The organism is Burkholderia sp. E168m15, assembly GCF_016586105.1.
GTDB lineage: Bacteria > Pseudomonadota > Gammaproteobacteria > Burkholderiales > Burkholderiaceae > Burkholderia > Burkholderia orbicola.
In genome coordinates this window covers 1-18412 of record NZ_BCPO01000019.1, presented here as the reverse complement: position 1 = coordinate 18412, position 18412 = coordinate 1, and the positions used below count along the sequence as shown (strand labels likewise).

Annotated in this window: 16 protein-coding genes and 1 pseudogene; 3 read left to right on the top strand and 14 right to left on the bottom strand. The window is 67.4% G+C overall.

Annotated elements, in window-relative coordinates:
* The first annotated feature begins 24 nt into the window (after nt 1-24).
* The gene (gene purB, locus JMF86_RS02935) at nt 25-1413 is read left to right on the top strand and encodes an adenylosuccinate lyase (RefSeq protein WP_054927357.1); all 1389 of its coding nucleotides are present in this window, start codon (nt 25-27) and stop codon (nt 1411-1413) included.
* 76 nt (nt 1414-1489) lie between these two features.
* Here purB and JMF86_RS02930 read toward each other — a convergent pair whose 3' ends face one another.
* Nucleotides 1490-2911: an FAD-binding oxidoreductase gene (locus JMF86_RS02930; protein ID WP_125380847.1), complete on the bottom strand. Its 1422-nt coding sequence runs from the start codon at nt 2909-2911 to the stop codon at nt 1490-1492.
* 277 nt (nt 2912-3188) lie between these two features.
* On the opposite strand from JMF86_RS02930, the gene JMF86_RS02925 reads away from it, so the two are divergent.
* On the top strand, nt 3189-3836 hold the full coding sequence (locus JMF86_RS02925; protein WP_078040657.1) for a TetR/AcrR family transcriptional regulator: 648 nt from the start codon (nt 3189-3191) through the stop codon (nt 3834-3836).
* A gap of 70 nt (nt 3837-3906) precedes the next feature.
* Here the strand turns inward: JMF86_RS02925 and JMF86_RS02920 are convergent, their stop codons facing one another.
* The 4 genes from JMF86_RS02920 to edd form a co-directional block, all read right to left on the bottom strand.
* Entirely contained in the window at nt 3907-4410 is a 504-nt protein-coding gene (locus JMF86_RS02920; RefSeq protein ID WP_012327893.1) for a gluconokinase, read from the bottom strand.
* A gap of 13 nt (nt 4411-4423) precedes the next feature.
* Nucleotides 4424-5785: a GntP family permease gene (locus JMF86_RS02915; RefSeq protein ID WP_011544578.1), complete on the bottom strand. Its 1362-nt coding sequence runs from the start codon at nt 5783-5785 to the stop codon at nt 4424-4426.
* Between the two features lie 216 nt (nt 5786-6001).
* Nucleotides 6002-6628 carry a bifunctional 4-hydroxy-2-oxoglutarate aldolase/2-dehydro-3-deoxy-phosphogluconate aldolase gene (gene eda / locus JMF86_RS02910; protein ID WP_011544577.1) on the bottom strand — a complete coding sequence of 209 codons (627 nt, stop codon included), beginning with the start codon at nt 6626-6628 and terminating at the stop codon, nt 6002-6004.
* Between the two features lie 19 nt (nt 6629-6647).
* Entirely contained in the window at nt 6648-8504 is a 1857-nt protein-coding gene (edd, locus tag JMF86_RS02905; RefSeq protein ID WP_069232183.1) for a phosphogluconate dehydratase, read from the bottom strand.
* Nucleotides 8505-8798: 294 nt separating this feature from the next.
* On the opposite strand from edd, the gene JMF86_RS02900 reads away from it, so the two are divergent.
* Entirely contained in the window at nt 8799-9647 is an 849-nt protein-coding gene (locus JMF86_RS02900) for a MurR/RpiR family transcriptional regulator (protein ID WP_124700513.1), read from the top strand.
* A 94-nt stretch (nt 9648-9741) separates the two neighbouring features.
* Here the strand turns inward: JMF86_RS02900 and JMF86_RS02895 are convergent, their stop codons facing one another.
* From JMF86_RS02895 to JMF86_RS02855, 9 genes and pseudogenes are all read right to left on the bottom strand, one after another.
* Nucleotides 9742-10164, bottom strand: coding sequence for a CopD family protein (locus JMF86_RS02895; protein ID WP_089434541.1), 423 nt, complete (start codon nt 10162-10164; stop codon nt 9742-9744).
* A gap of 23 nt (nt 10165-10187) precedes the next feature.
* The gene (locus JMF86_RS02890) at nt 10188-11459 is read right to left on the bottom strand and encodes a glutamate-5-semialdehyde dehydrogenase (protein WP_027811046.1); all 1272 of its coding nucleotides are present in this window, start codon (nt 11457-11459) and stop codon (nt 10188-10190) included.
* 195 nt (nt 11460-11654) lie between these two features.
* The gene (gene holA, locus JMF86_RS02885; protein WP_125380848.1) at nt 11655-12749 is read right to left on the bottom strand and encodes a DNA polymerase III subunit delta; all 1095 of its coding nucleotides are present in this window, start codon (nt 12747-12749) and stop codon (nt 11655-11657) included.
* Nucleotides 12750-12767: 18 nt separating this feature from the next.
* Nucleotides 12768-13319, bottom strand: a complete 552-nt coding sequence (gene lptE, locus JMF86_RS02880; RefSeq protein ID WP_027811048.1) for an LPS assembly lipoprotein LptE — start codon at nt 13317-13319, stop codon at nt 12768-12770.
* 38 nt (nt 13320-13357) lie between these two features.
* Nucleotides 13358-15952 (bottom strand): leucine--tRNA ligase, encoded by a 2595-nt coding sequence (gene leuS / locus JMF86_RS02875; RefSeq protein WP_027807423.1) that lies wholly within the window; start codon nt 15950-15952, stop codon nt 13358-13360.
* A 295-nt stretch (nt 15953-16247) separates the two neighbouring features.
* Nucleotides 16248-16703 (bottom strand): biopolymer transporter ExbD, encoded by a 456-nt coding sequence (locus tag JMF86_RS02870; protein WP_125380849.1) that lies wholly within the window; start codon nt 16701-16703, stop codon nt 16248-16250.
* A gap of 24 nt (nt 16704-16727) precedes the next feature.
* The gene (locus JMF86_RS02865; protein ID WP_023478171.1) at nt 16728-17396 is read right to left on the bottom strand and encodes a MotA/TolQ/ExbB proton channel family protein; all 669 of its coding nucleotides are present in this window, start codon (nt 17394-17396) and stop codon (nt 16728-16730) included.
* Nucleotides 17397-17414: 18 nt separating this feature from the next.
* The gene (gene dapB, locus JMF86_RS02860; RefSeq protein ID WP_053524343.1) at nt 17415-18212 is read right to left on the bottom strand and encodes a 4-hydroxy-tetrahydrodipicolinate reductase; all 798 of its coding nucleotides are present in this window, start codon (nt 18210-18212) and stop codon (nt 17415-17417) included.
* Between the two features lie 65 nt (nt 18213-18277).
* Nucleotides 18278-18412, bottom strand: a pseudogene (locus JMF86_RS02855) (outer membrane protein assembly factor BamE); the annotation flags it as partial.

Genomic DNA, 18412 nt, shown 5'->3' with positions numbered 1-18412 from the left:
GGCCCCAAAAGGCCCTGCCCGATCATGTCCGACACTCGTCCCGATACGCTTTTCGCCCTCACCGCGCTCTCGCCCATCGACGGCCGCTACGCCAGCAAGACCGAAGCGCTGCGCGACTGGCTCTCCGAAGCCGCCTTCATGCGCCACCGCGTCACCGTGGAGGTGCACTGGCTGATCGCGCTGTCGCGCGCCGGCTTCGCGGAAGTCCCGCGCTTCTCGGAAGCCTCCGAGCAGTTCCTGCTGCAGCTCGCCGAGCGCTTCACCGCGCACGACGCCGCGCGCATCAAGGAAATCGAGCGCGTGACGAACCACGACGTGAAGGCCGTCGAATACTGGCTGAAGGAATCGGTGAAGGGCCAGGCCGAACTCGAGAAGGCGAGCGAATTCATCCACTTCGCGTGCACGTCCGAGGACATCAACAACACGTCGCACGGCATGATGCTCGCCGGCGCGCGCGAACACGTGATCCTGCCGGCGCTGCGCACGGTCTACCAGCGCCTCGTCGCACTCGCGCACGCGCACGCCGAGCAGCCGATGCTGTCCCGCACGCACGGCCAGCCGGCCAGCCCGACGACGCTCGGCAAGGAACTCGCGAACGTCGCCGCGCGTCTCGCCCGTGCGATCACGCGCATCGAGAAGGTCGAGATCCTCGGCAAGATGAACGGCGCGGTCGGCAACTTCAACGCGCATTTCTCGGCGTATCCGGAATTCGACTGGGAAGCGTTCTCGCGCGACGTGATCGAGAACCGCCTGAAGCTCACGTTCAACCCGTACACGATCCAGATCGAGCCGCACGACTACATGGCCGAACTGTTCGACGCTGTGGCGCGCGCGAACACGATCCTGCTCGACCTCGACCGCGACGTGTGGGGCTACATCTCGGTCGGCTACTTCAAGCAGAAGACGAAGGCCGGCGAAATCGGCTCGTCGACGATGCCGCACAAGGTCAACCCGATCGACTTCGAGAACTCGGAAGGCAACCTCGGCCTCGCGAACGCGACGCTGCGCCACCTCGCCGACAAGCTGCCGGTGTCGCGCTGGCAGCGCGACCTGACCGACTCGACGGTGCTGCGCAACATGGGCGTCGCGCTCGGCTACTCGCTGCTCGCGTACGACTCGCTGATCCGCGGTCTCGACAAGCTCGAAGTGAATCCGCAGCGCCTGAACGAAGACCTCGACAACTGCTGGGAAGTGCTCGCCGAGCCGGTGCAGACGGTGATGCGCCGCTACGGCATCGAGAACCCGTACGAGCAGCTGAAGGAACTGACGCGCGGCAAGGGCATCACGCGCGAAGCACTGCAGGAATTCGTCGGCACGCTGGCGATCCCGCAGGATGCGAAAGACCGCCTGCTCGCGATGACGCCGGCGTCGTACATCGGCAAGGCCGTCGAACTCGCGAAGCGGATCGCGTAAGCGCCGCCGTCGCCTGACGAAAAAAGCCCGATGCGAAGCGATTCGCATCGGGCTTTTTGTTGCCTGCCGCGGCCGATCAGAACGAGATCATCCGCCCCGGGTTCAGCGCGCTCATCACGCTCATCGCTGCCTTCGCGGCCGGAATCGCGATCGGCGACAACTGCCGGCCGAGCGGAATCGCGCGGTGATCGATGCCCGTGAGCATCGAGAAATCGTCGTTGCGGCCGACGAAATCGTCGCAAATCGCCTTGCCGATCCGCACCGTCTGCGCGACGCCGTGCCCGCTCCAGCCCTGCACCATGTACATCGGCACGCGGCCGTCGGTCTTGCGGCTGTCGGTGGCGCCGTTCAGCGTGAAATCGCTGACGCCGCTCCAGCAGTAATCGAGCGCGAAGCGGCCGTCGTGCTGCGGAAACACCGTGTTCAGTCGCGTCAGCAGATACGCGTTGACGTCGGGCTGCGCCCAGCAGCTGCCAGTGCCCTGCCCGCCGAACAGCAGGCGGTTGCCGCGCACCGGCCGGTAGTAGTCGATCTGGAACTGCGTGTCGTACACCGGCATGCCGGCCGGCAGCAGCGTCGCGACGTCGACGTCGAGCGGCGCCGTCACGCTCACGTACGTGAAGAACGGCACCGTGGTCGCCGCGCCGTCGTCGAGCAGCCGGAACGTCGTGTTGTGCAGCGCGAGCACCACCCCCTTGCGCGCGGTGATGGTGCCGCCCGGCGTCGTCGCGACGACGCCGGCGGGCGTCTCGTCGAGCTCAAGCACTTCGGTGCCTTCGAACAGCGCGCCGCCGTTCAGCCGGAAGCCGTGCACGAGGCCGCGCACCAGCGCGAGCGGGTGAATCTGGCCGCCGATCGCGTCGATCGCCGCGCCGTGATACAGCCCCGAGCGCACGTATTCGTCGTGCAGCTGATGGCGGCCGACGAGGGTCACGCCCGCGTCGCCGAGATGGCGGCGCGCATCCGCGCCGTCGAGCAGCGCGCTCATGTGGCCGGGGTGAATCGCCGCCGTCACGTGGCCGCGCTTGCGGTCGAGATCAAGCGCGTAGCGGGCGCCGATTTCGTCGATCAAGTCCATCGACTCGGCCGACGCGAAGCGCCACAGCCGCTTCGCATCGTCGTGCGACAGGTTCTCGATCATGTCGGCCGCTTCCCAGCGCGCGAGGCCGGGCGTCAGTTGCCCGCCGTTGCGGCCCGACGCGGCCGAGCCGACGTGATGCTTGTCGACGAGGATCGTGTCGACGCCGGCTTCCGCCAGATGCAGCGCGGCCGATGCGCCGAGCAACCCGGCACCAATCACGAGCACGTCGCACACGATGTCGTGCGCGAGCGGCGCGCTGTTTTCATGGGGCGACAGCGACGCCTCGTACCAGTTGGCCGGATGCTCGCCGTCGTAGCGAGCCGGATCGCACCAGTTCCAGTTGTCTTTTTCGATGTTCAGTTGCGTTTGCTCGAAACGCGCTTCGCCCCGGATCAGGGGGGTGTTGTTGGAAGTCATGATTGCACTTGCATGGTCTTGGGCCGCCTGTCGAAGAGCCTGTTGGCTTCGCGGGCGGGGGCAGCCGGTTCCACATGGGTGTCAACGAGAAAGGGGGCAAGAAGGCCCGTGTTGACGGGAGGCACGCTCGTGCCGCCTGGATCCCGGACTGTGCGAACGCACGTATTGAAAGGTGCCGGGACACCCAATTTCTACACCGCAGAAATAATTCTACAGTGTAGAATAAGCTTTCGTCAAGTTTACAGCCGGTACGGTACCGGCCTGCCAGCCTGCCTCGATGAAAGACAAACCCGCCCAAGGGCCGCGCGGCCTCGACAAGGACGCGATCGTCGCGGCCGCGCTCGCGCTGCTCGAAGACGTCGGCGAAGCCGCGTTCAGCGTGCGCAAGCTCGCGCAATCGGTCGGCTGCGACCCGATGAGCGTGCTGTATCACTTCAAGTCGAAGGAAGGCCTGAGCCGCGCGATCGCGAATGCACTGTCGCGCTCGCTCGTGCCGGTCGAGCCTTCACTGCCGTGGCGCGAACGGCTGCGCGACCTCGCGCGCCAGTACCGCACGCTCGCGCTGCGCTATCCCGCCGCGTTCGCACTGCTGCAGCGGCACATGAGCACGGGGCCGGCCGATCTCGCGCACATCGAGGTCGTGCATCGCGCGCTGACCGATGCCGGCATCCCGCGCGCGGCGCTGCCGTCGGTATGCGTCGGCTGGTACGCGAGCGTGATCGGGCTCGCCGCCGCCGAAGCGGGCGGCCTCACGCGCGCCGCGAACGACGTCGAGCTCGCGGAAATGCACGCGCTGTCCGACGCCGCGCATCCGCTCGTCAAGTCGGCCGCCCCGCTCTATGCGCAGCTCGATCCAGCCGTCGTGCACGACACGATGCTCGACGTGCTGCTCGACGGCATCGCGCAACGCGCACGCATGGCCTGACCGGCTCGCGCATCGCCAACGAAAAAGGCGCCCGAAGGCGCCTTTTCATGACGATGACCGCGAACCGCGCTCAGTGCTGCTGCGCGTGGCCGATCTTCAGCATGACCTGATCGACGATCTGCTCGGGCGTCAGCTCGATGCTGACCTCGATCGCCTCGTCCGGGCCCGGCTCCTCGAGCGTGTCCAGCTGGCTCTTCAGCAGCGACGGATCGAAGAAATGGCCGGTGCGGCTTTTCAGACGCTCCTGCAACACCTCGAACGAACCCTTCAGATAGACGAACCGCACGTCGGTGTCGGTGCCGCGCAGCACGTCGCGGTACGACCGCTTCAGCGACGAGCACGTGAACACGGCGGTTTCGCCGGCGCGCTGCTTTTCCTCGATGGCCGCGCGAATCGTGCGCAGCCACGGCCAGCGGTCTTCATCGGTTAGCGGAATGCCGTGGTGCATCTTTTCCTTGTTCGCCGCGCTGTGAAACGCGTCGCCATCGGTATAGCTGCACGACAGGCGTTCCGCCAGCATTTCGCCGATCAGCGACTTGCCCGCGCCCGACACGCCCATTGCGATCAGAATCATTGACTACCCCTTGTTACAGAACCACGCTCAGCAACAGCGTAAAACTCAGACCGAGCACCGAGATGATGGTTTCAAGCAGCGACCAGGTCTTGAACGTCTGGCCCACCGTCATCCCGAAATATTCCTTGATCAGCCAGAAGCCGCCGTCGTTCACGTGCGAGAAGATCAGCGAGCCCGACCCCGTCGCCAGCACGAGCAGCTCCGGCCGGACCGACGCGCCCGACGCCGCCGCGATCGGCGCGACGATACCGCAGGCCGTCGTCATCGCGACCGTCGCCGAACCCGTCGCGAGACGCATCAGCGCCGCGACGAACCAGCCGAGCAGCAGCGGCGACAGGTGCGCGTGCTTCGCGGTCTCGACGATCTGCTGGGAGATCCCGCTGTCGCGCAGGACGCCGCCGAAGCCGCCACCCGCGCCGACGATCAGCGTGATGCCGGCGATCGGCGCCAGGCACTCGCCGCAGAACTTCTGGATCTGGTCGCGGTTGAAGCCCTGCTTCGCGCCGAAGGTCCAGAAGCTCACGAGCACGGCGATCAGCAGCGCGACGTCCGAGTTACCGGCAAAGCGCAGCAGGTTGTTCGGCAGCGACTTCGGCGTGAACACCAGGTCGGCCCAGCTGCCGACGAGCATCAGCACGACGGGCAGCAAGATCGTGAACAGCGTGATGCCGAAGCTCGGCAGTTCGCGCTTGCCGCCGTCCGTACGCGAATCGACGAATTGCGACGCGAGCGGGTTGTTTTCCGGCAGCTTCACGAACTTCGAGATCATCAGCGCGAACAGCGGGCCCGCGATGATCGCGGTCGGCACGCCGACGACCAGGCCGAAGGCGATCGTCTTGCCGATATCGGCGCCGTATTGCTGGACGGCCAGCAGCGCGGCCGGGTGCGGCGGGATCAGCCCGTGCACGACCGACAGGCCGGCCACCATCGGCAGGCCGACGACGAGCAGCGACTTGCCGGTGCGCTTCGCGACGTTGAACGCGATCGGGATCAGCAGCACGAAGCCGACTTCGAAGAACACCGGCAGGCCGACGATGATCGCGACGAACATCATCGCCCAGTGGATGTTCTTTTCACCGAACCAGTCGATCAGCGTGGTCGCGATCCGTTCGGCGCCGCCCGATTCGGCCATCATCTTGCCGAGCATCGTGCCGAGGCCGACGACGATCGCGATGTGGCCGAGCGTTCCGCCGGTGCCCGTTTCGAACGACTTGACGATCTTGTCCATCGGCATGCCGACGACGAGACCGAGGCCGAGCGAGACGATGATCAGCACCAGGAACGGGTAGATCTTGTAGCGCGCGATCATCAGGATCAGCGCGGCAATCGCGATCAGCGTGAATACGAGCAGCATGCTGCCTTGGACGGCCCCCATGTGGCACTCCTCCTAGAATTGTTCGAACCGGGCGAGTCGTTGCGAGTATGCCCGGCTATGCGGGTCTCCGAAACACGGGGGTACCCCCCGTCAGGACGCTGAATTTTACTTATCTTTGCGATCCGCGGATAGAACCGGTTCCATCAGCAAAAACCCTCGGTAAAACAAGCACTAACGCTTGCTTTCCGAGGGCTGAACCGTCATCTGGTACAAGTCTTAACGGGGCAGCTGGCTCGCTGCTTGCGCGAGGCGCGTGACTTCGGCCCAGTCCTGCGCGGCGAGCGCGGCCTTCGGCGTGAGCCACGAGCCGCCGACGCACACGACGTTCGGCAGTTTCAGGAAGTTCGGCGCGGTGTCCACCGTGATGCCGCCGGTCGGGCAGAACTTCAGCGCCGGGAACGGGCCATGGAACGCCTGCAGCATCGGCACGCCGCCCGCCTGCTGCGCGGGGAAGAACTTCACGATGTCGTAGCCGAATTCGAGCGCCTGGATGATGTCGCTCGGCGTCATCACGCCTGGCAGCAGCGGCAGGCCGGCGTCGAGCGACGCGAGGTGCAGCTCCTTCGTCAGGCCCGGCGACACGCCGAACTTCGCGCCCGCACGCTTGGCCTGCGCGCAGTGCTCGGGCTTCGTGATCGTGCCGACGCCGACGACGATGTCGTCCGCGAGCTGGCTCGCGCGCTGGATCGCTTCCAGCCCGGCCGGCGTGCGCAGCGTGATCTCGAGCACCTTCACGCCGCCCGCGTGCAATGCACGCGACACGTTTTCGCCCTGCTCGACCGAGTCGAATGCGAGCACCGGAATGACCGGGCCCAGCTTCACGATTTCAGCAATCGTCTTCATTGAATTGGCTCCTTGAAATTCATGCGGTGACGTGGGCGGCCGTTTCGCCGACCAGCGTCCCGAAAACCGATGCGCCCTGCTCGGCCGGCGCCGCGGCCGCGCGGAACACGCCGAACAGTTCGCGCCCGAAACCGACTTCGTTCTCGGCCTGGTGCCGCGGCTGCGCGACCGGGCGCGCGTGCCACTCGGCGTCGTCGACCTCGATGTCGAGCACGCCGGCTTCGGCGTCGATCACGAGCATGTCGCCCGTCTTCACCTTCCCGATCGGGCCGGCCAGCAGCGCCTCCGGCGACACGTGGATCACGGCCGGTACCTTGCCCGATGCGCCCGACATGCGGCCGTCGGTCACCAGCGCGACGTGGAAGCCCTGATCCTGCAGCACGCCGAGCAGCGGCGTCAAACGGTGCAGCTCGGGCATGCCGTTGGCGCGCGCGCCCTGGAAGCGCACCACCGCGACGAAATCGCGCTTCAGCTCGCCGCGATCGAACGCTTCCTGCACGGCTTCCTGCGAGTCGAACACGATCGCGGGCGCCGTCACCTTGCGGTGCTCGGGCGCGACCGCCGAGATCTTGATCACGCCGCGGCCGAGCCGGCCCTGCATCAGGCGCAGGCCGCCGTCCGGCTGGAACGGCTCGCGAATGCCGCGCAGCACCTTCGTGTCGTGGCTCTCGGCCGCGCCGTCGACCCACGTCAGCTTGCCGTCGATCAGCTTCGGCTCCTTCGTGTAGTGCGCAAGCCCCTTGCCTGCGACCGTCGTCACGTCCTCGTGCAGCAGCCCGCCTTCGAGCAGGTTGCGTACCAGGAACGCGACACCGCCCGCCGCGTGGAAATGGTTCACGTCGGCCTTGCCGTTCGGGTAGATCTTCGCGAGCAGCGGCACGACGGCCGACAGCTCGTCGAAGTCGTTCCAGTCGATCAGGATGCCGGCCGCGCGCGCGATCGCGACCAAGTGCAGCGTGTGGTTGGTCGAGCCGCCCGTCGCGAGCAGCGCGACGATGCCGTTGACGATCGCCTTTTCGTCGATCACATGGCCGATCGGCGTGTAGTGACCGCGCTCGACGGTCAGGTCGAGCACGCGGCGCGCGGCCTCGGCCGTCAGCGCGGTGCGCAGCGGCGTGTGCGGGTGAACGAAAGCGGAGCCCGGCAGGTGCAGCCCCATCAGCTCCATCAGCATCTGGTTGCTGTTCGCGGTACCGTAGAACGTGCAGGTGCCGTGGCCGTGATACGCGGCCGATTCGGCTTCGAGCAGCGCGTCGCGGCCGACCTGGCCAGTCGCGAACTGCTGGCGGATCTTCGCCTTGTCGTCGTTCGACAGGCCGCTCGTCATCGGGCCGGCTGGCACGAAGATCGTCGGCAGGTGGCCAAACTGCAGCGCGCCGATCAGCAGACCCGGCACGATCTTGTCGCAGATGCCGAGACAGAGCGCCGCGTCGAACATGTTGTGCGTGAGCGCGATCGCCGTGCCCATCGCGATCGCCTCGCGCGAGAACAGCGACAGCTCCATCCCCGGGTTGCCCTGCGTGACGCCGTCGCACATCGCCGGCACGCCGCCCGCGAACTGCGCGACCCCGCCGTTCTCGCGCGCGGCCGCCTTGATGATTTCGGGGAAATCCTTGTACGGCGCGTGCGCGGACAGCATCTCGTTGTACGAGGACACGATGCCGATGTTCGGCTCGCGGATCGCCTTGATCGCGAACTTGTCGTTGCCCTCGAGGCCCGCGAAGCCGTGCGCGAGGTTCGCGCACGACAGCGCGCCGCGTGCCGGGAACTTGCCTTGCGCGCCGTCGATGCGCTGCAGATAGGCGGAACGGGTCGATTGGCTGCGGGCGATCACGCGTTCGGTGACCTTCGCCAGAGTGGGGTGCAGCGACGTCATGCTGGGCGCTCCTGTATGCCGGCCGACACCGGCGGTTGGAATCGTGGGGACGGTCGAGCTTCGTCGATCGAACGAAGGCAGTCTAGTAGAAAAACTACAAGCACGCAATGCTGATTAACGCGTTCGCAACCGCCATTCCCGCTACCAGCAAGGCTTTAATCAGTAAAAACCCTAATTCGTGTCGCTAACCTCGCATCGAAACCATCACGATTACGCTAGTATTTTCATGTAGATTTTCTACAATTCGATTGCGATACACTCGCTCATCCGAACCCGATTTCCACCTGCCGTCCCATGCTGCCTCGCATTGAAGCGATCCGCGCCGAGTTGCGCCCGTCCGAGCGCAAGCTCGCCGACTACATCCTCGCCGCGCCGCGCGAGGTGCTCGACCTCGCGATGACCGAGCTGTCGATGCGCGCCGGCGTCAGCCAGCCGACCATCGCGCGCTTCTGCCAGGCGCTCGGCTGCAGCGGCTTTCGCGAATTCAAGATCCGGCTCGCGCAGAGCGTCGCGCCGGGCGTGTCGTCGGTGTACCGCGACGTCGAGCCGAACGAACCGGCGCCCGGCATCATCGGCAAGGTGTTCGACCGCACGATCGGCGCGCTGATCGAGGTGCGCAACAGCCTGTCCGCCGGCAGCGTCGCCGACGCGATCGCGCTGCTGTCGAACGCGTCGCGCATCGAGTTCTACGGCGCCGGCGGCTCGGGCATCGCCGCGCAGGACATCCAGCACAAGTTCTTCCGGCTCGGCGTGCCGAGCGTCGCGTATTCGGACCCGCACACGTTCTCGATGTCGTCGGCGCTGCTCGGACCGCACGACGTCGTCGTCGCGATCTCGAACACCGGCCGCACGCGCGACATCGTCGACGCCGCGCGCTCCGCGCTCGCGTGCGGCGCGAAAGTCGTCGCGATCACGCAGAGCCATTCGCCGCTCGCGAAGCTCGCGACGGTCAGCCTCGCGTCGAACGTCGCCGAGGAAACGGACGTGTTCTCGCCGATGACGTCGCGGATGTCGCATCTCGCGATCGGCGACATCCTCGCGGTCGGCGTCGCGCTGTCGCGCGGGCCGGCGCTGATGGAACGCGTCGGCCGCGCGAAGGAGGCGATCACGCGGCGCCGGATCGATGATCCGGTGAAGGAGTAGCGGTTCGCGGAACGCCGCGCGTAAACGAACGACGGCGCCCCGAGGGGCGCCGTTGCGCATGATTCGACGGCGACGGTTTCGCCGGCCGCGCCGATCAGAACGGCTTGATCACCACCAGCGCGACCGCCGCGAGCATGCCGAGCACCGGCAACTCGTTGAACACGCGATACCACTTGTCGGTGCGGCGGTTCTCGCCGCGCTCGAACACCCGCAGCAGGTGCCCGCAATACGCGTGATAGACGATCAGCAGCAGCACGACCGTCACCTTCGCGTGGATCCACCCCTGCCCCTGCCCGATGCCGATCACGAGCCACAGCCACAGCCCGCAAGCGAGCGCGGGCACCGCGATCATCGTCATGAAACGGAACAGCTTGCGCGCCATCAGCAGCAGGCGCCGCACCGCGGCCGGATCGGTCTCCATGGCCAGGTTCACGTAGATGCGCGGCAGGTAGAACAGCCCCGCGAACCACGCGGCGATCAGAACGACATGGAACGTCTTGACCCAGAGCATTGCCATCGGTTGTGCGCCTCGCTGTTGACTTACTGACGGCCTTCGCCGTGCCCGAGCACCACGTACTTCAGCGACGTGAGCCCTTCCAGGCCGACCGGGCCGCGTGCGTGCAGCTTGTCGTTCGAGATGCCGATTTCCGCGCCGAGGCCGAATTCGAAGCCGTCCGCGAAGCGCGTCGACGCATTGACCATCACGCTCGCCGAATCGACTTCGCGCAGGAACCGCATCGCGCGGTCGTGATCCTCGGTGACGATCGCATCCGTGTGATGCGAGCCGTAATGGTTGATGTGCTCGATCGCGGCGTCGAGGCCGTCGACGACCTTGATCGCGAGCACCGGCGCGAGATATTCGGTATGCCAGTCTTCTTCGGTCGCGTCGACGAGCGGGCCGACGCCCGCGTCGGCGAGCACCGCGCGCGCGGCCGCGTCGACGCGCAGCTCGACCTGCTTGTCGCGATACAGCTTGCCGAGCGGCGGCAGCAGCTTCGCCGCGATGCCGCTCGCGACGAGCAGCGTCTCCATCGTGTTGCAGGTGCCGTAGCGGTGCGTCTTCGCGTTGTCGCAGACGGTCAGCGCCTTCGCGAGATCGGCGCGATCGTCGACGTACACGTGGCAGATGCCGTCGAGGTGCTTGATCATCGGCACGCGTGCCTCGTTGATCAGCCGTTCGATCAGGCTCTTGCCGCCGCGCGGCACGATCACGTCGACGTATTCGGTCATCGTGATCAGCTTGCCGACCGCCGCGCGATCGGCCGTCGCGACGACCTGCACCGCGTCCTGCGGCAGGCCGGCCGCCTCGAGCCCTTCGCCGATCAGCTTCGCGAGCGCCGCATTCGATTCGAGCGCCTCGGAGCCGCCGCGCAGGATCGTCGCGTTGCCCGACTTCAGGCACAGCGCGGCCGCGTCGATCGTCACGTTCGGGCGCGACTCGTAGATGATGCCGATCACGCCGAGCGGCACGCGCATCTGGCCGACCTGGATTCCGCTCGGGCGGAACTTGAGGTTGCCGATCTCGCCGATCGGATCGGCCAGCGACGCGACCTGGCGCAGCCCTTCGACCATCGTGTTCAGCGCCTTGTCCGACAGCGTCAGGCGGTCGACGAACGCCGCATCGAGCCCCTTTTCACGGGCACGGGCGACGTCGCGCGCATTCGCGTCCTTCAGCGCCTGCGCATCGCGTTCGATCGCGCGGGCCACGGCGTCGAGCGCCGCGTTCTTCGCGGCCGTGCTGGCGCGCGCCATCGCGCGGGAAGCGTGCCGGGCGCGACGGCCCAGGTCGGTCATGTACTGATCGATATCCATCGTGTGACTCGAGAAGCGAGCCGCGCGGGGCGGCATGAATTCGTGGGGAAGCGGGGACGGCCACCCGGGACAGCCATCCGGGGGTGACGATCTGCGGGGACAGCCGTCCGTGCAGGGCAGCGGCCGATATGCCGCGCCAGCTATCGAAGCATTGTAAGCGGGTTGCGCAGCGCGCGCTGAAGGCTCGAACGAGACTTAGCGTCGCACGCGACCCGCGGTCGGCGGTCGTTCACCGCGGGCGCCCGCGACCGTCATCGCGAGCCGGAACAGCCCGTCCCACGGGTCGGGTGGCGGTTCATCCTGCGTGCGGCGTCCCGGCGTGACGGCGGACAAGCCCTTGACCTGCCGGTCGAGCTTCGCGGCGAATGCGAGCGCCTTTTCGAGCACCGCTTCCGACACGCGATTCAGCGCGGGCGCGATCAGCCGCTCGCGCGGCCCCCACACGCGGTTCTCGCGCAGCAGCGTCGCGAGCGGCTTGCCGGCCGTCGTGCCGCGCTTGATCCGCAGCAGCGTGCGCAGCTCCTCGACGACGGCCCACATCACGAGCACGATCGCCTCGCCCTCGCCCTTCAGCCCGTCGATCATCCGCGCGAGCCGCGCGGCGTCGCCGGCGAGCATCGCTTCGTTCAGCTTGAACACGTCGTAGCGCGCGACGTTCAGCACCGCGTCGTGCACCTGCTCGAACGACAGCGCGCCCTGCGGATACAGCAGCCCGAGCTTCTGGATTTCCTGGTGCGCGGCGAGCAGGTTGCCCTCGACGCGCTCCGCGATGAACTGCAGCGCGCGGCGCCCGTCGTCGCCGGGTGCGACGCGCTGGCCCTGCATCGACAGGCGCTGGCCGATCCAGTTCGGCAGTTGCGCGCGATCGACCGGATCGATCTTCAGCGCGACGCCGCCGTTCTGCAGCGCGGTGAACCACGCGGATTTCTGCGTGGCCGCGTCGAGGCGCGGCAACGTGACGAGCATCAGCGCGTCCGGATTGGGTGTGGCCGCAAGCGTCTTCAACGCGTCGGCGCCTTCCTTGCCGGGCTTGCCCGACGGAATGCGCAGTTCGATCAGCTGACGTTCGCCGAACAGCGACATCGCCTGGGTCGCGCCGAGCAGCACGCTCCAGTCGAAGCCGCGCTCGACCGTATGCACCGAACGCTCGGTAAAGCCGGCCGCGCGCGCGGCCGCACGAATGCGGTCGCACGCTTCCTGCGCGAGCAGCGGCTCGTCGCCGTACACGGTATAGAGCCCGGCCAACCCCTTCGCGAGGTGCGGCTCCAGCGCATCAAGTCGCAATTGCATCGCTGCGTGCGCCCGCGATCAGAGGGGTGGCGGCGGCAGCGGCGCGCGCGGCGCCACGCCCGGCACCACGTCCTCCGGCGCCGGCGTCAGCGAGTGGACGATCGCGAGACGCCGCATCAGCTGGTCGACCGCGTCGTTCTGCATGTCGCCGTACAGGATGTCGGCTTCCTGCGCCTTCGCGTTCGTGTACTGGTCGCTGTACGTCATCGCGCGATTCAGCGCGATCGCGCTCGGCGGGATCAGCACGGTGCCGTCCTTGCTCGTCAGCGTGTAGTTCAGCGTGTAGAACAGCGCGTACTCCTGCGCGGAGCCGTACTTGTTGAGCGTCAGCGTGTTCTGGCCACGCGACTCCCACATGCGCAGCACGGCGTCGGCGTCGTCCGCCGACTTGACGATCTTCGTGTCGCTGCCGGCCTGGACGAGGCGCGTGAGCCGCGCCTCGACGGGCGCCGGCGCACCGGCCACGAACAGCTGCTTGAACGCGTAGTCCTGCTGGCCGCGCAACTGGAAGCCGCATGCCGACAGCGCGACCGCGCTGCCGACGAGCATCAAAAACGATCTGCGGATCACCTTCGCTCCTTCTGGGTACGTCCAACGGCCGGCGGCCGTCAGACGACGATGTTCACGAGGCGGCCCGGCACGACGACGATCTTCTTCGCCGGCTTGCCGTCGCTGAATTTCGCGAATGCCTCGTCGGCCACCGCCGCCGCTTCGATCGCGTCGCGGCTCGCGTCCTTCGCGACCTTCAGCGCGCCGCGCACCTTGCCGTTCACCTGCAGCACGAGTTCGATCTCGGCCTGCTCGAGCGCGGCCTCGTCGACCTTCGGCCACGGCGCATCGAGCAGCGGGCCGAATTCGTCCGCGTAGCCGAGCGTCTTCCACAGCTCGAACGTGACGTGCGGCACGACCGGGTACAGCACGCGCAGCAGCACGCCGTACGTCTCGCGCAGCACGGCGGGCGTCGCACCCTTCGCGCCGTCGATCGCGTTCAGCATCTTCATCGCGGCCGACACGACCGTGTTGTACTGCAGGCGCTGGTAGTCGAAATCAGCCTGCTTCAGCACGCTGTAGATCTCGCGGCGCAGCGCCTTGTCGGCATCGCCGAGCGTCGCGGCGTCGAAACCGGCGCGCGCGGCGAGCGCTTCGCGGTTGCCGTAGCCGAAGCTCCACACGCGGCGCAGGAAGCGGCTCGCGCCCTCGACGCCCGCGCCCGACCACTCGAGCTGCTGCTCGGGCGGTGCGGCGAACATCGTGAACAGACGCGCGGTATCGGCGCCGTACTGGTCGATCAGCAGTTGCGGATCGACGCCGTTGTTCTTCGACTTCGACATCTTCTCGATGCCGCCGAGCACGACCGGCTGGCCGTCCGCATTCAGCGTCGCGCCGACCGGGCGGCCCTTGTCGTCGTGCGTCACCGTCACGTCGAGCGGGTTGTACCAGGTCTTCTTGCCCGCCGCGTCCTCGCGGTAGTACGTCTCGTTCAGCACCATCCCCTGCGTGAGCAGGTTCTTCGCCGGCTCGCCGAACTTCACGAGGCCGAGGTCGCGCATCACCTTGGTCCAGAAGCGCGAATACAGCAGGTGCAGGATCGCGTGCTCGATGCCGCCGATGTACTGATCCATCGGCATCCAGTAGTCGGTGCGCGCGTCGACCATCGTCTCGGCGTCCGGCGCCGTGTAGCGCGAGAAGTACCACGACGAATCGACGAAGGTGTCCATCGTGTCGGTTTCGCGCTTCGCGGCCGCGCCACACTTCGGGCACGTGCAGTTCAGGAACGCTTCCGACTTCGCGAGCGGGTTGCCCGAGCCGTCCGGCACGAGGTCTTCCGGCAGCACGACCGGCAGATCCTGCTCCGGCACCGGCACGTCGCCGCACGACGGGCAGTGGATGATCGGGATCGGCGTGCCCCAGTAGCGCTGGCGCGACACGCCCCAGTCGCGCAGGCGCCACGTGACCTGCTTGTCGCCGAAGCCGCCGGCCTTCAGGTCGGCCGCGACCGCGTCGACCGCTTCCGCGTAGCGCAGGCCGTCGTACTTGCCGCTGTTCACGCAGACCGCGGTTTCCTTGTCGCCGTACCACTCCTGCCATGCGTCGAGCGAGTACGTCTGCCCTTCGCTCGCGATCACCTGCTTGATCGGCAGGTCGTATTTCTTCGCAAACGCGAAATCGCGCTCGTCGTGGCCCGGCACGCCCATCACCGCGCCTTCGCCATAGCTCATCAGCACGTAGTTGCCGATCCACACCTCGACCGGCTCGCCGGTCAACGGGTGCTTGACCGAGAAGCCGGTCGCGACGCCCTTCTTCTCCATCGTCGCGACGTCAGCTTCGGCGACGCCGCCGCGCTTGCATTCCTCGATGAACGCGAGCAGTTCCGGCTTGTCCTGCGCGAGGCGCGTGGCGAGCGGGTGCTCGGCCGCGATCGCGCAGAACGTGACGCCCATGATCGTGTCGGCGCGCGTCGTGAACACGCGCAGCAGCTTCTGCTCGCCGTCGAGTTCGTACGGGAAGCCGAAGTTCACGCCGAAGCTCTTGCCGATCCAGTTCTGCTGCATGATCTTCACGCGCTCGGGCCAGCCGAGGCCGTCGAGATCGTTCAGCAGCTCATCCGCGTACTGCGTGATGCGCAGGTAGTACATCGGGATCTCGCGCTTCTCGACGAGCGCGCCCGAGCGCCAGCCGCGGCCGTCGATCACCTGCTCGTTCGCGAGCACGGTCTGGTCGACCGGGTCCCAGTTCACGGTGCCCGTCTTCTTGTACGCGATGCCCTTCTCGAGCATCTTCAGGAACAGCCACTGGTTCCACTTGTAGTAGTCGGGCTTGCACGTCGCGATTTCGCGCGACCAGTCGATCGCGAGACCCATCGACTGCATCTGGCCCTTCATGTAGTCGATGTTGTCGTAGGTCCACTTCGCGGGCGGCACGCCGTTCGCCATCGCGGCGTTCTCGGCCGGCATCCCGAACGCGTCCCAGCCCATCGGCATCAGCGTGTTGTAGCCGTTCATCCGCAGATAGCGGTACATCACGTCGTTGATCGTGTAGTTGCGCACGTGACCCATGTGCAGCTTGCCGGACGGGTACGGCAGCATCGATACGCAGTAGAACTTCGGCTTCTGCGAATCTTCCTTCGTCTTGTAGGCATCGGCTGCGCGCCAGTCGCCCTGGGCGGCGGCTTCGACGTCGGCGGGTACGTATCTCTCGTGCATGGTGTGGTTCGGGCTAGGCTTTAAGCGGCGCGACGGCTCGCGCGCAGGATTGGATCGAAAATCGTGCTGGCCCGGCGGCGCTGCAGGTTCGCTGTGGCGGGACCTGTTCGGGGTGTCCGGATATTTTCCGGGTTGCCTGGAAAATGCCGGGTTACCTGGAAAAAAACCTGCCAGCCGGGAAAAACAATGATTATACCGTCAGCGCCGGCGCATCCGGCCGGTCTTGCGGCGTGCGGCCCGCCCCCGCGACGGGCGGGAACTTGCCTGACGATTGGCGCGGCGGCCCGGCGGCGCGTCAGGGTTTCGCGCCGGCGGCGGCGGGCGCCGCAGCACCCGCCGGCGGCACGTCGGTCACGAAGCCGATCCGCGTGAGGCCCGCGGCCTGCGCGGCGCCCATCACCTGCGCGATCACGTCGTAGCGCGTCGCGCGCGACGCACGCAGCCGCAGCTCGGGCGGCGCGGCGCCCGCGGCGGCGGCCTTGAACCGCGCGGGCAGCGCGTCGAGCGCCACCGGTGTGTCGTCCCAGTAGAGCTTGCCCGCGTCGTCGATCGACAGGGTGACGGATTGCGGCGTGTCGCGCGCGACACTCGCCGCGACCTTCGGCAGGTCGAGCCGGATCGCGTGCGTCATCAGCGGTGCGGTGATGATGAAGATGACGAGCAGCACGAGCATCACGTCGATCAGCGGCGTCATGTTGATCTCCGCCATCGGCGCGGACGTCTTGTGGTGCTCGAGCCCGCCGAATGCCATGATCGTTCCTCCGGAGCCGGCGCGTCAGGCGCCCTGCGCGCACACGAAGACGTGCAGATCGCGTGCGAAGCCGTCGAGTTCCTCGGCGAGCTGCCGGACGAGCCGGCCGAGGATGTTGTACGCGAGCACCGCGGGAATCGCGACGACCAGCCCGAACGCGGTCATGATCAGCGCCTCGCCGACCGGCCCCGCGACGTTCTCGATCTGCGCCTGCCCGCTCGCGGCGATGCTGCCGAGTGCGTGATAGATGCCCCATACGGTGCCGAGCAGCCCGACGAACGGCGCGGTGCTGCCGATCGACGCAAGCAGCACCTGGCCGAATTCGAGGCGCCGCTGCGAGCGCAGCATCGCGTGACGCAACGCGCGCAGCACGCGTTCGCTACGCTCGACGCGCGCGGCCAGCGCGGTGGGGTCGTGATCGTCGGCCGCATCGCGCGCGGCTTCGGCGAGCGGCACGAACACGCGCTCGCGATCGGCGCCGGCCAGCGCGGCGATGCCCGCGTCGAGCGACGGCGCGCGCCAGAACGCGGCGAGCGCGCGCGGCCCCTGCCGCTTCGCGCGGACCAGCAGCCAGGCTTTCATGAAGAGGAAGCACCAACTGGCGACGGACATCGCCAGCAGCACATAGGAGACGGCGTGCGTGATCGCATCGCCGCTTTCGAGGTAGTGGACAACGCCGGTGGGAATCGCCATCGGAGTTTCCTCGCGGGGTCAGCGCAGGCCGAGCACGTCCTGCATGTCGAACAGGCCGGCGCCGCGCGCCGACAGGAAGCGGACCGCCCGCAACGCGCCCTGCGCGTACGACACGCGGCTCGACGACTTGTGCGTGATCTCGATGCGCTCGCCGATCCCGGCGAACAGCACGGTGTGGTCGCCGACGATGTCGCCGCCGCGCACCGCGGCAAAGCCGATCGACGACGGGTCGCGCTCGCCCGTCACGCCGTGGCGGCCGTACACCGCGCAGTCGTCGAGCGAGCGGCCGAGCGCGCCGGCGACGGCTTCGCCCATCATCAGCGCGGTGCCCGACGGCGCATCGACCTTGTGGCGGTGATGCGCTTCGATGATCTCGATGTCGTAGCCGTGCGAGAAATGCTGCGCCGCGAATTCGAGCAGCTTCAGCGTGACGTTCACGCCGACGCTCATGTTCGCCGCGAACACGATGCCGATCCTGGCCGCCGCGGCCTGCAGGTCGGCCTTCTGCTCGGCGGTGAAGCCGGTCGTGCCGATCACGAGCTTCACGTCGTGGCGCAGCGCGGCCTCGATATGGGCCATCGTGCCTTCCGGACGCGTGAAATCGATCAGGTACTCGGCTTGCGCGAACACGGCGTCGAGGTCGTCGGTCAGCTTGATCCCGGTGTCCTTGCCGAGGAACGCGCCGGCGTCCTGCCCGAGGAACGGCGAACCGGCGCGGTCGAGCGCGCCGACGAGCTGCGCGTCGGCATCGTTGAGAACGGCTTCGATCAGCATCCGGCCCATTCGGCCCGATGCGCCGGCAATCGCAATCTTCATGGCTTTCTACACGACAAGTCTAAAGGCGGGCGGCGCATGCCGCCCCGTTTCCGCACGCCGGCCGCTTACTGCGCCGGTGCGGTGAGCGGCTGGTTCTGCAGGTTGTCCGAGCCTTGCGGGCCGACCGGCGGCGACGCTTCGTTCGACACGTTCGGCTGCGGCGGACGATGGAACTGGAACTGCGGCTGGATCGCCGGCGC

What these genes read in the sequence shown, in the direction of transcription:
- leuS (WP_027807423.1), bottom strand. Translation starts at nt 15,952, where the DNA reads ATGCACGAGAGATACGTACCCGCCGACGTCGAAGCCGCCGCCCAGGGC.
- JMF86_RS02895 (WP_089434541.1), bottom strand. Translation starts at nt 10,164, where the DNA reads ATGGCAATGCTCTGGGTCAAGACGTTCCATGTCGTTCTGATCGCCGCG.
- JMF86_RS02900 (WP_124700513.1), top strand. Translation starts at nt 8,799, where the DNA reads ATGCTGCCTCGCATTGAAGCGATCCGCGCCGAGTTGCGCCCGTCCGAG.
- JMF86_RS02890 (WP_027811046.1), bottom strand. Translation starts at nt 11,459, where the DNA reads ATGGATATCGATCAGTACATGACCGACCTGGGCCGTCGCGCCCGGCAC.
- JMF86_RS02920 (WP_012327893.1), bottom strand. Translation starts at nt 4,410, where the DNA reads ATGATTCTGATCGCAATGGGCGTGTCGGGCGCGGGCAAGTCGCTGATC.
- holA (WP_125380848.1), bottom strand. Translation starts at nt 12,749, where the DNA reads ATGCAATTGCGACTTGATGCGCTGGAGCCGCACCTCGCGAAGGGGTTG.
- dapB (WP_053524343.1), bottom strand. Translation starts at nt 18,212, where the DNA reads ATGAAGATTGCGATTGCCGGCGCATCGGGCCGAATGGGCCGGATGCTG.
- edd (WP_069232183.1), bottom strand. Translation starts at nt 8,504, where the DNA reads ATGACGTCGCTGCACCCCACTCTGGCGAAGGTCACCGAACGCGTGATC.
- JMF86_RS02915 (WP_011544578.1), bottom strand. Translation starts at nt 5,785, where the DNA reads ATGGGGGCCGTCCAAGGCAGCATGCTGCTCGTATTCACGCTGATCGCG.
- eda (WP_011544577.1), bottom strand. Translation starts at nt 6,628, where the DNA reads ATGAAGACGATTGCTGAAATCGTGAAGCTGGGCCCGGTCATTCCGGTG.
- JMF86_RS02930 (WP_125380847.1), bottom strand. Translation starts at nt 2,911, where the DNA reads ATGACTTCCAACAACACCCCCCTGATCCGGGGCGAAGCGCGTTTCGAG.
- JMF86_RS02865 (WP_023478171.1), bottom strand. Translation starts at nt 17,396, where the DNA reads ATGGCGATTCCCACCGGCGTTGTCCACTACCTCGAAAGCGGCGATGCG.
- JMF86_RS02870 (WP_125380849.1), bottom strand. Translation starts at nt 16,703, where the DNA reads ATGGCATTCGGCGGGCTCGAGCACCACAAGACGTCCGCGCCGATGGCG.
- JMF86_RS02925 (WP_078040657.1), top strand. Translation starts at nt 3,189, where the DNA reads ATGAAAGACAAACCCGCCCAAGGGCCGCGCGGCCTCGACAAGGACGCG.
- purB (WP_054927357.1), top strand. Translation starts at nt 25, where the DNA reads ATGTCCGACACTCGTCCCGATACGCTTTTCGCCCTCACCGCGCTCTCG.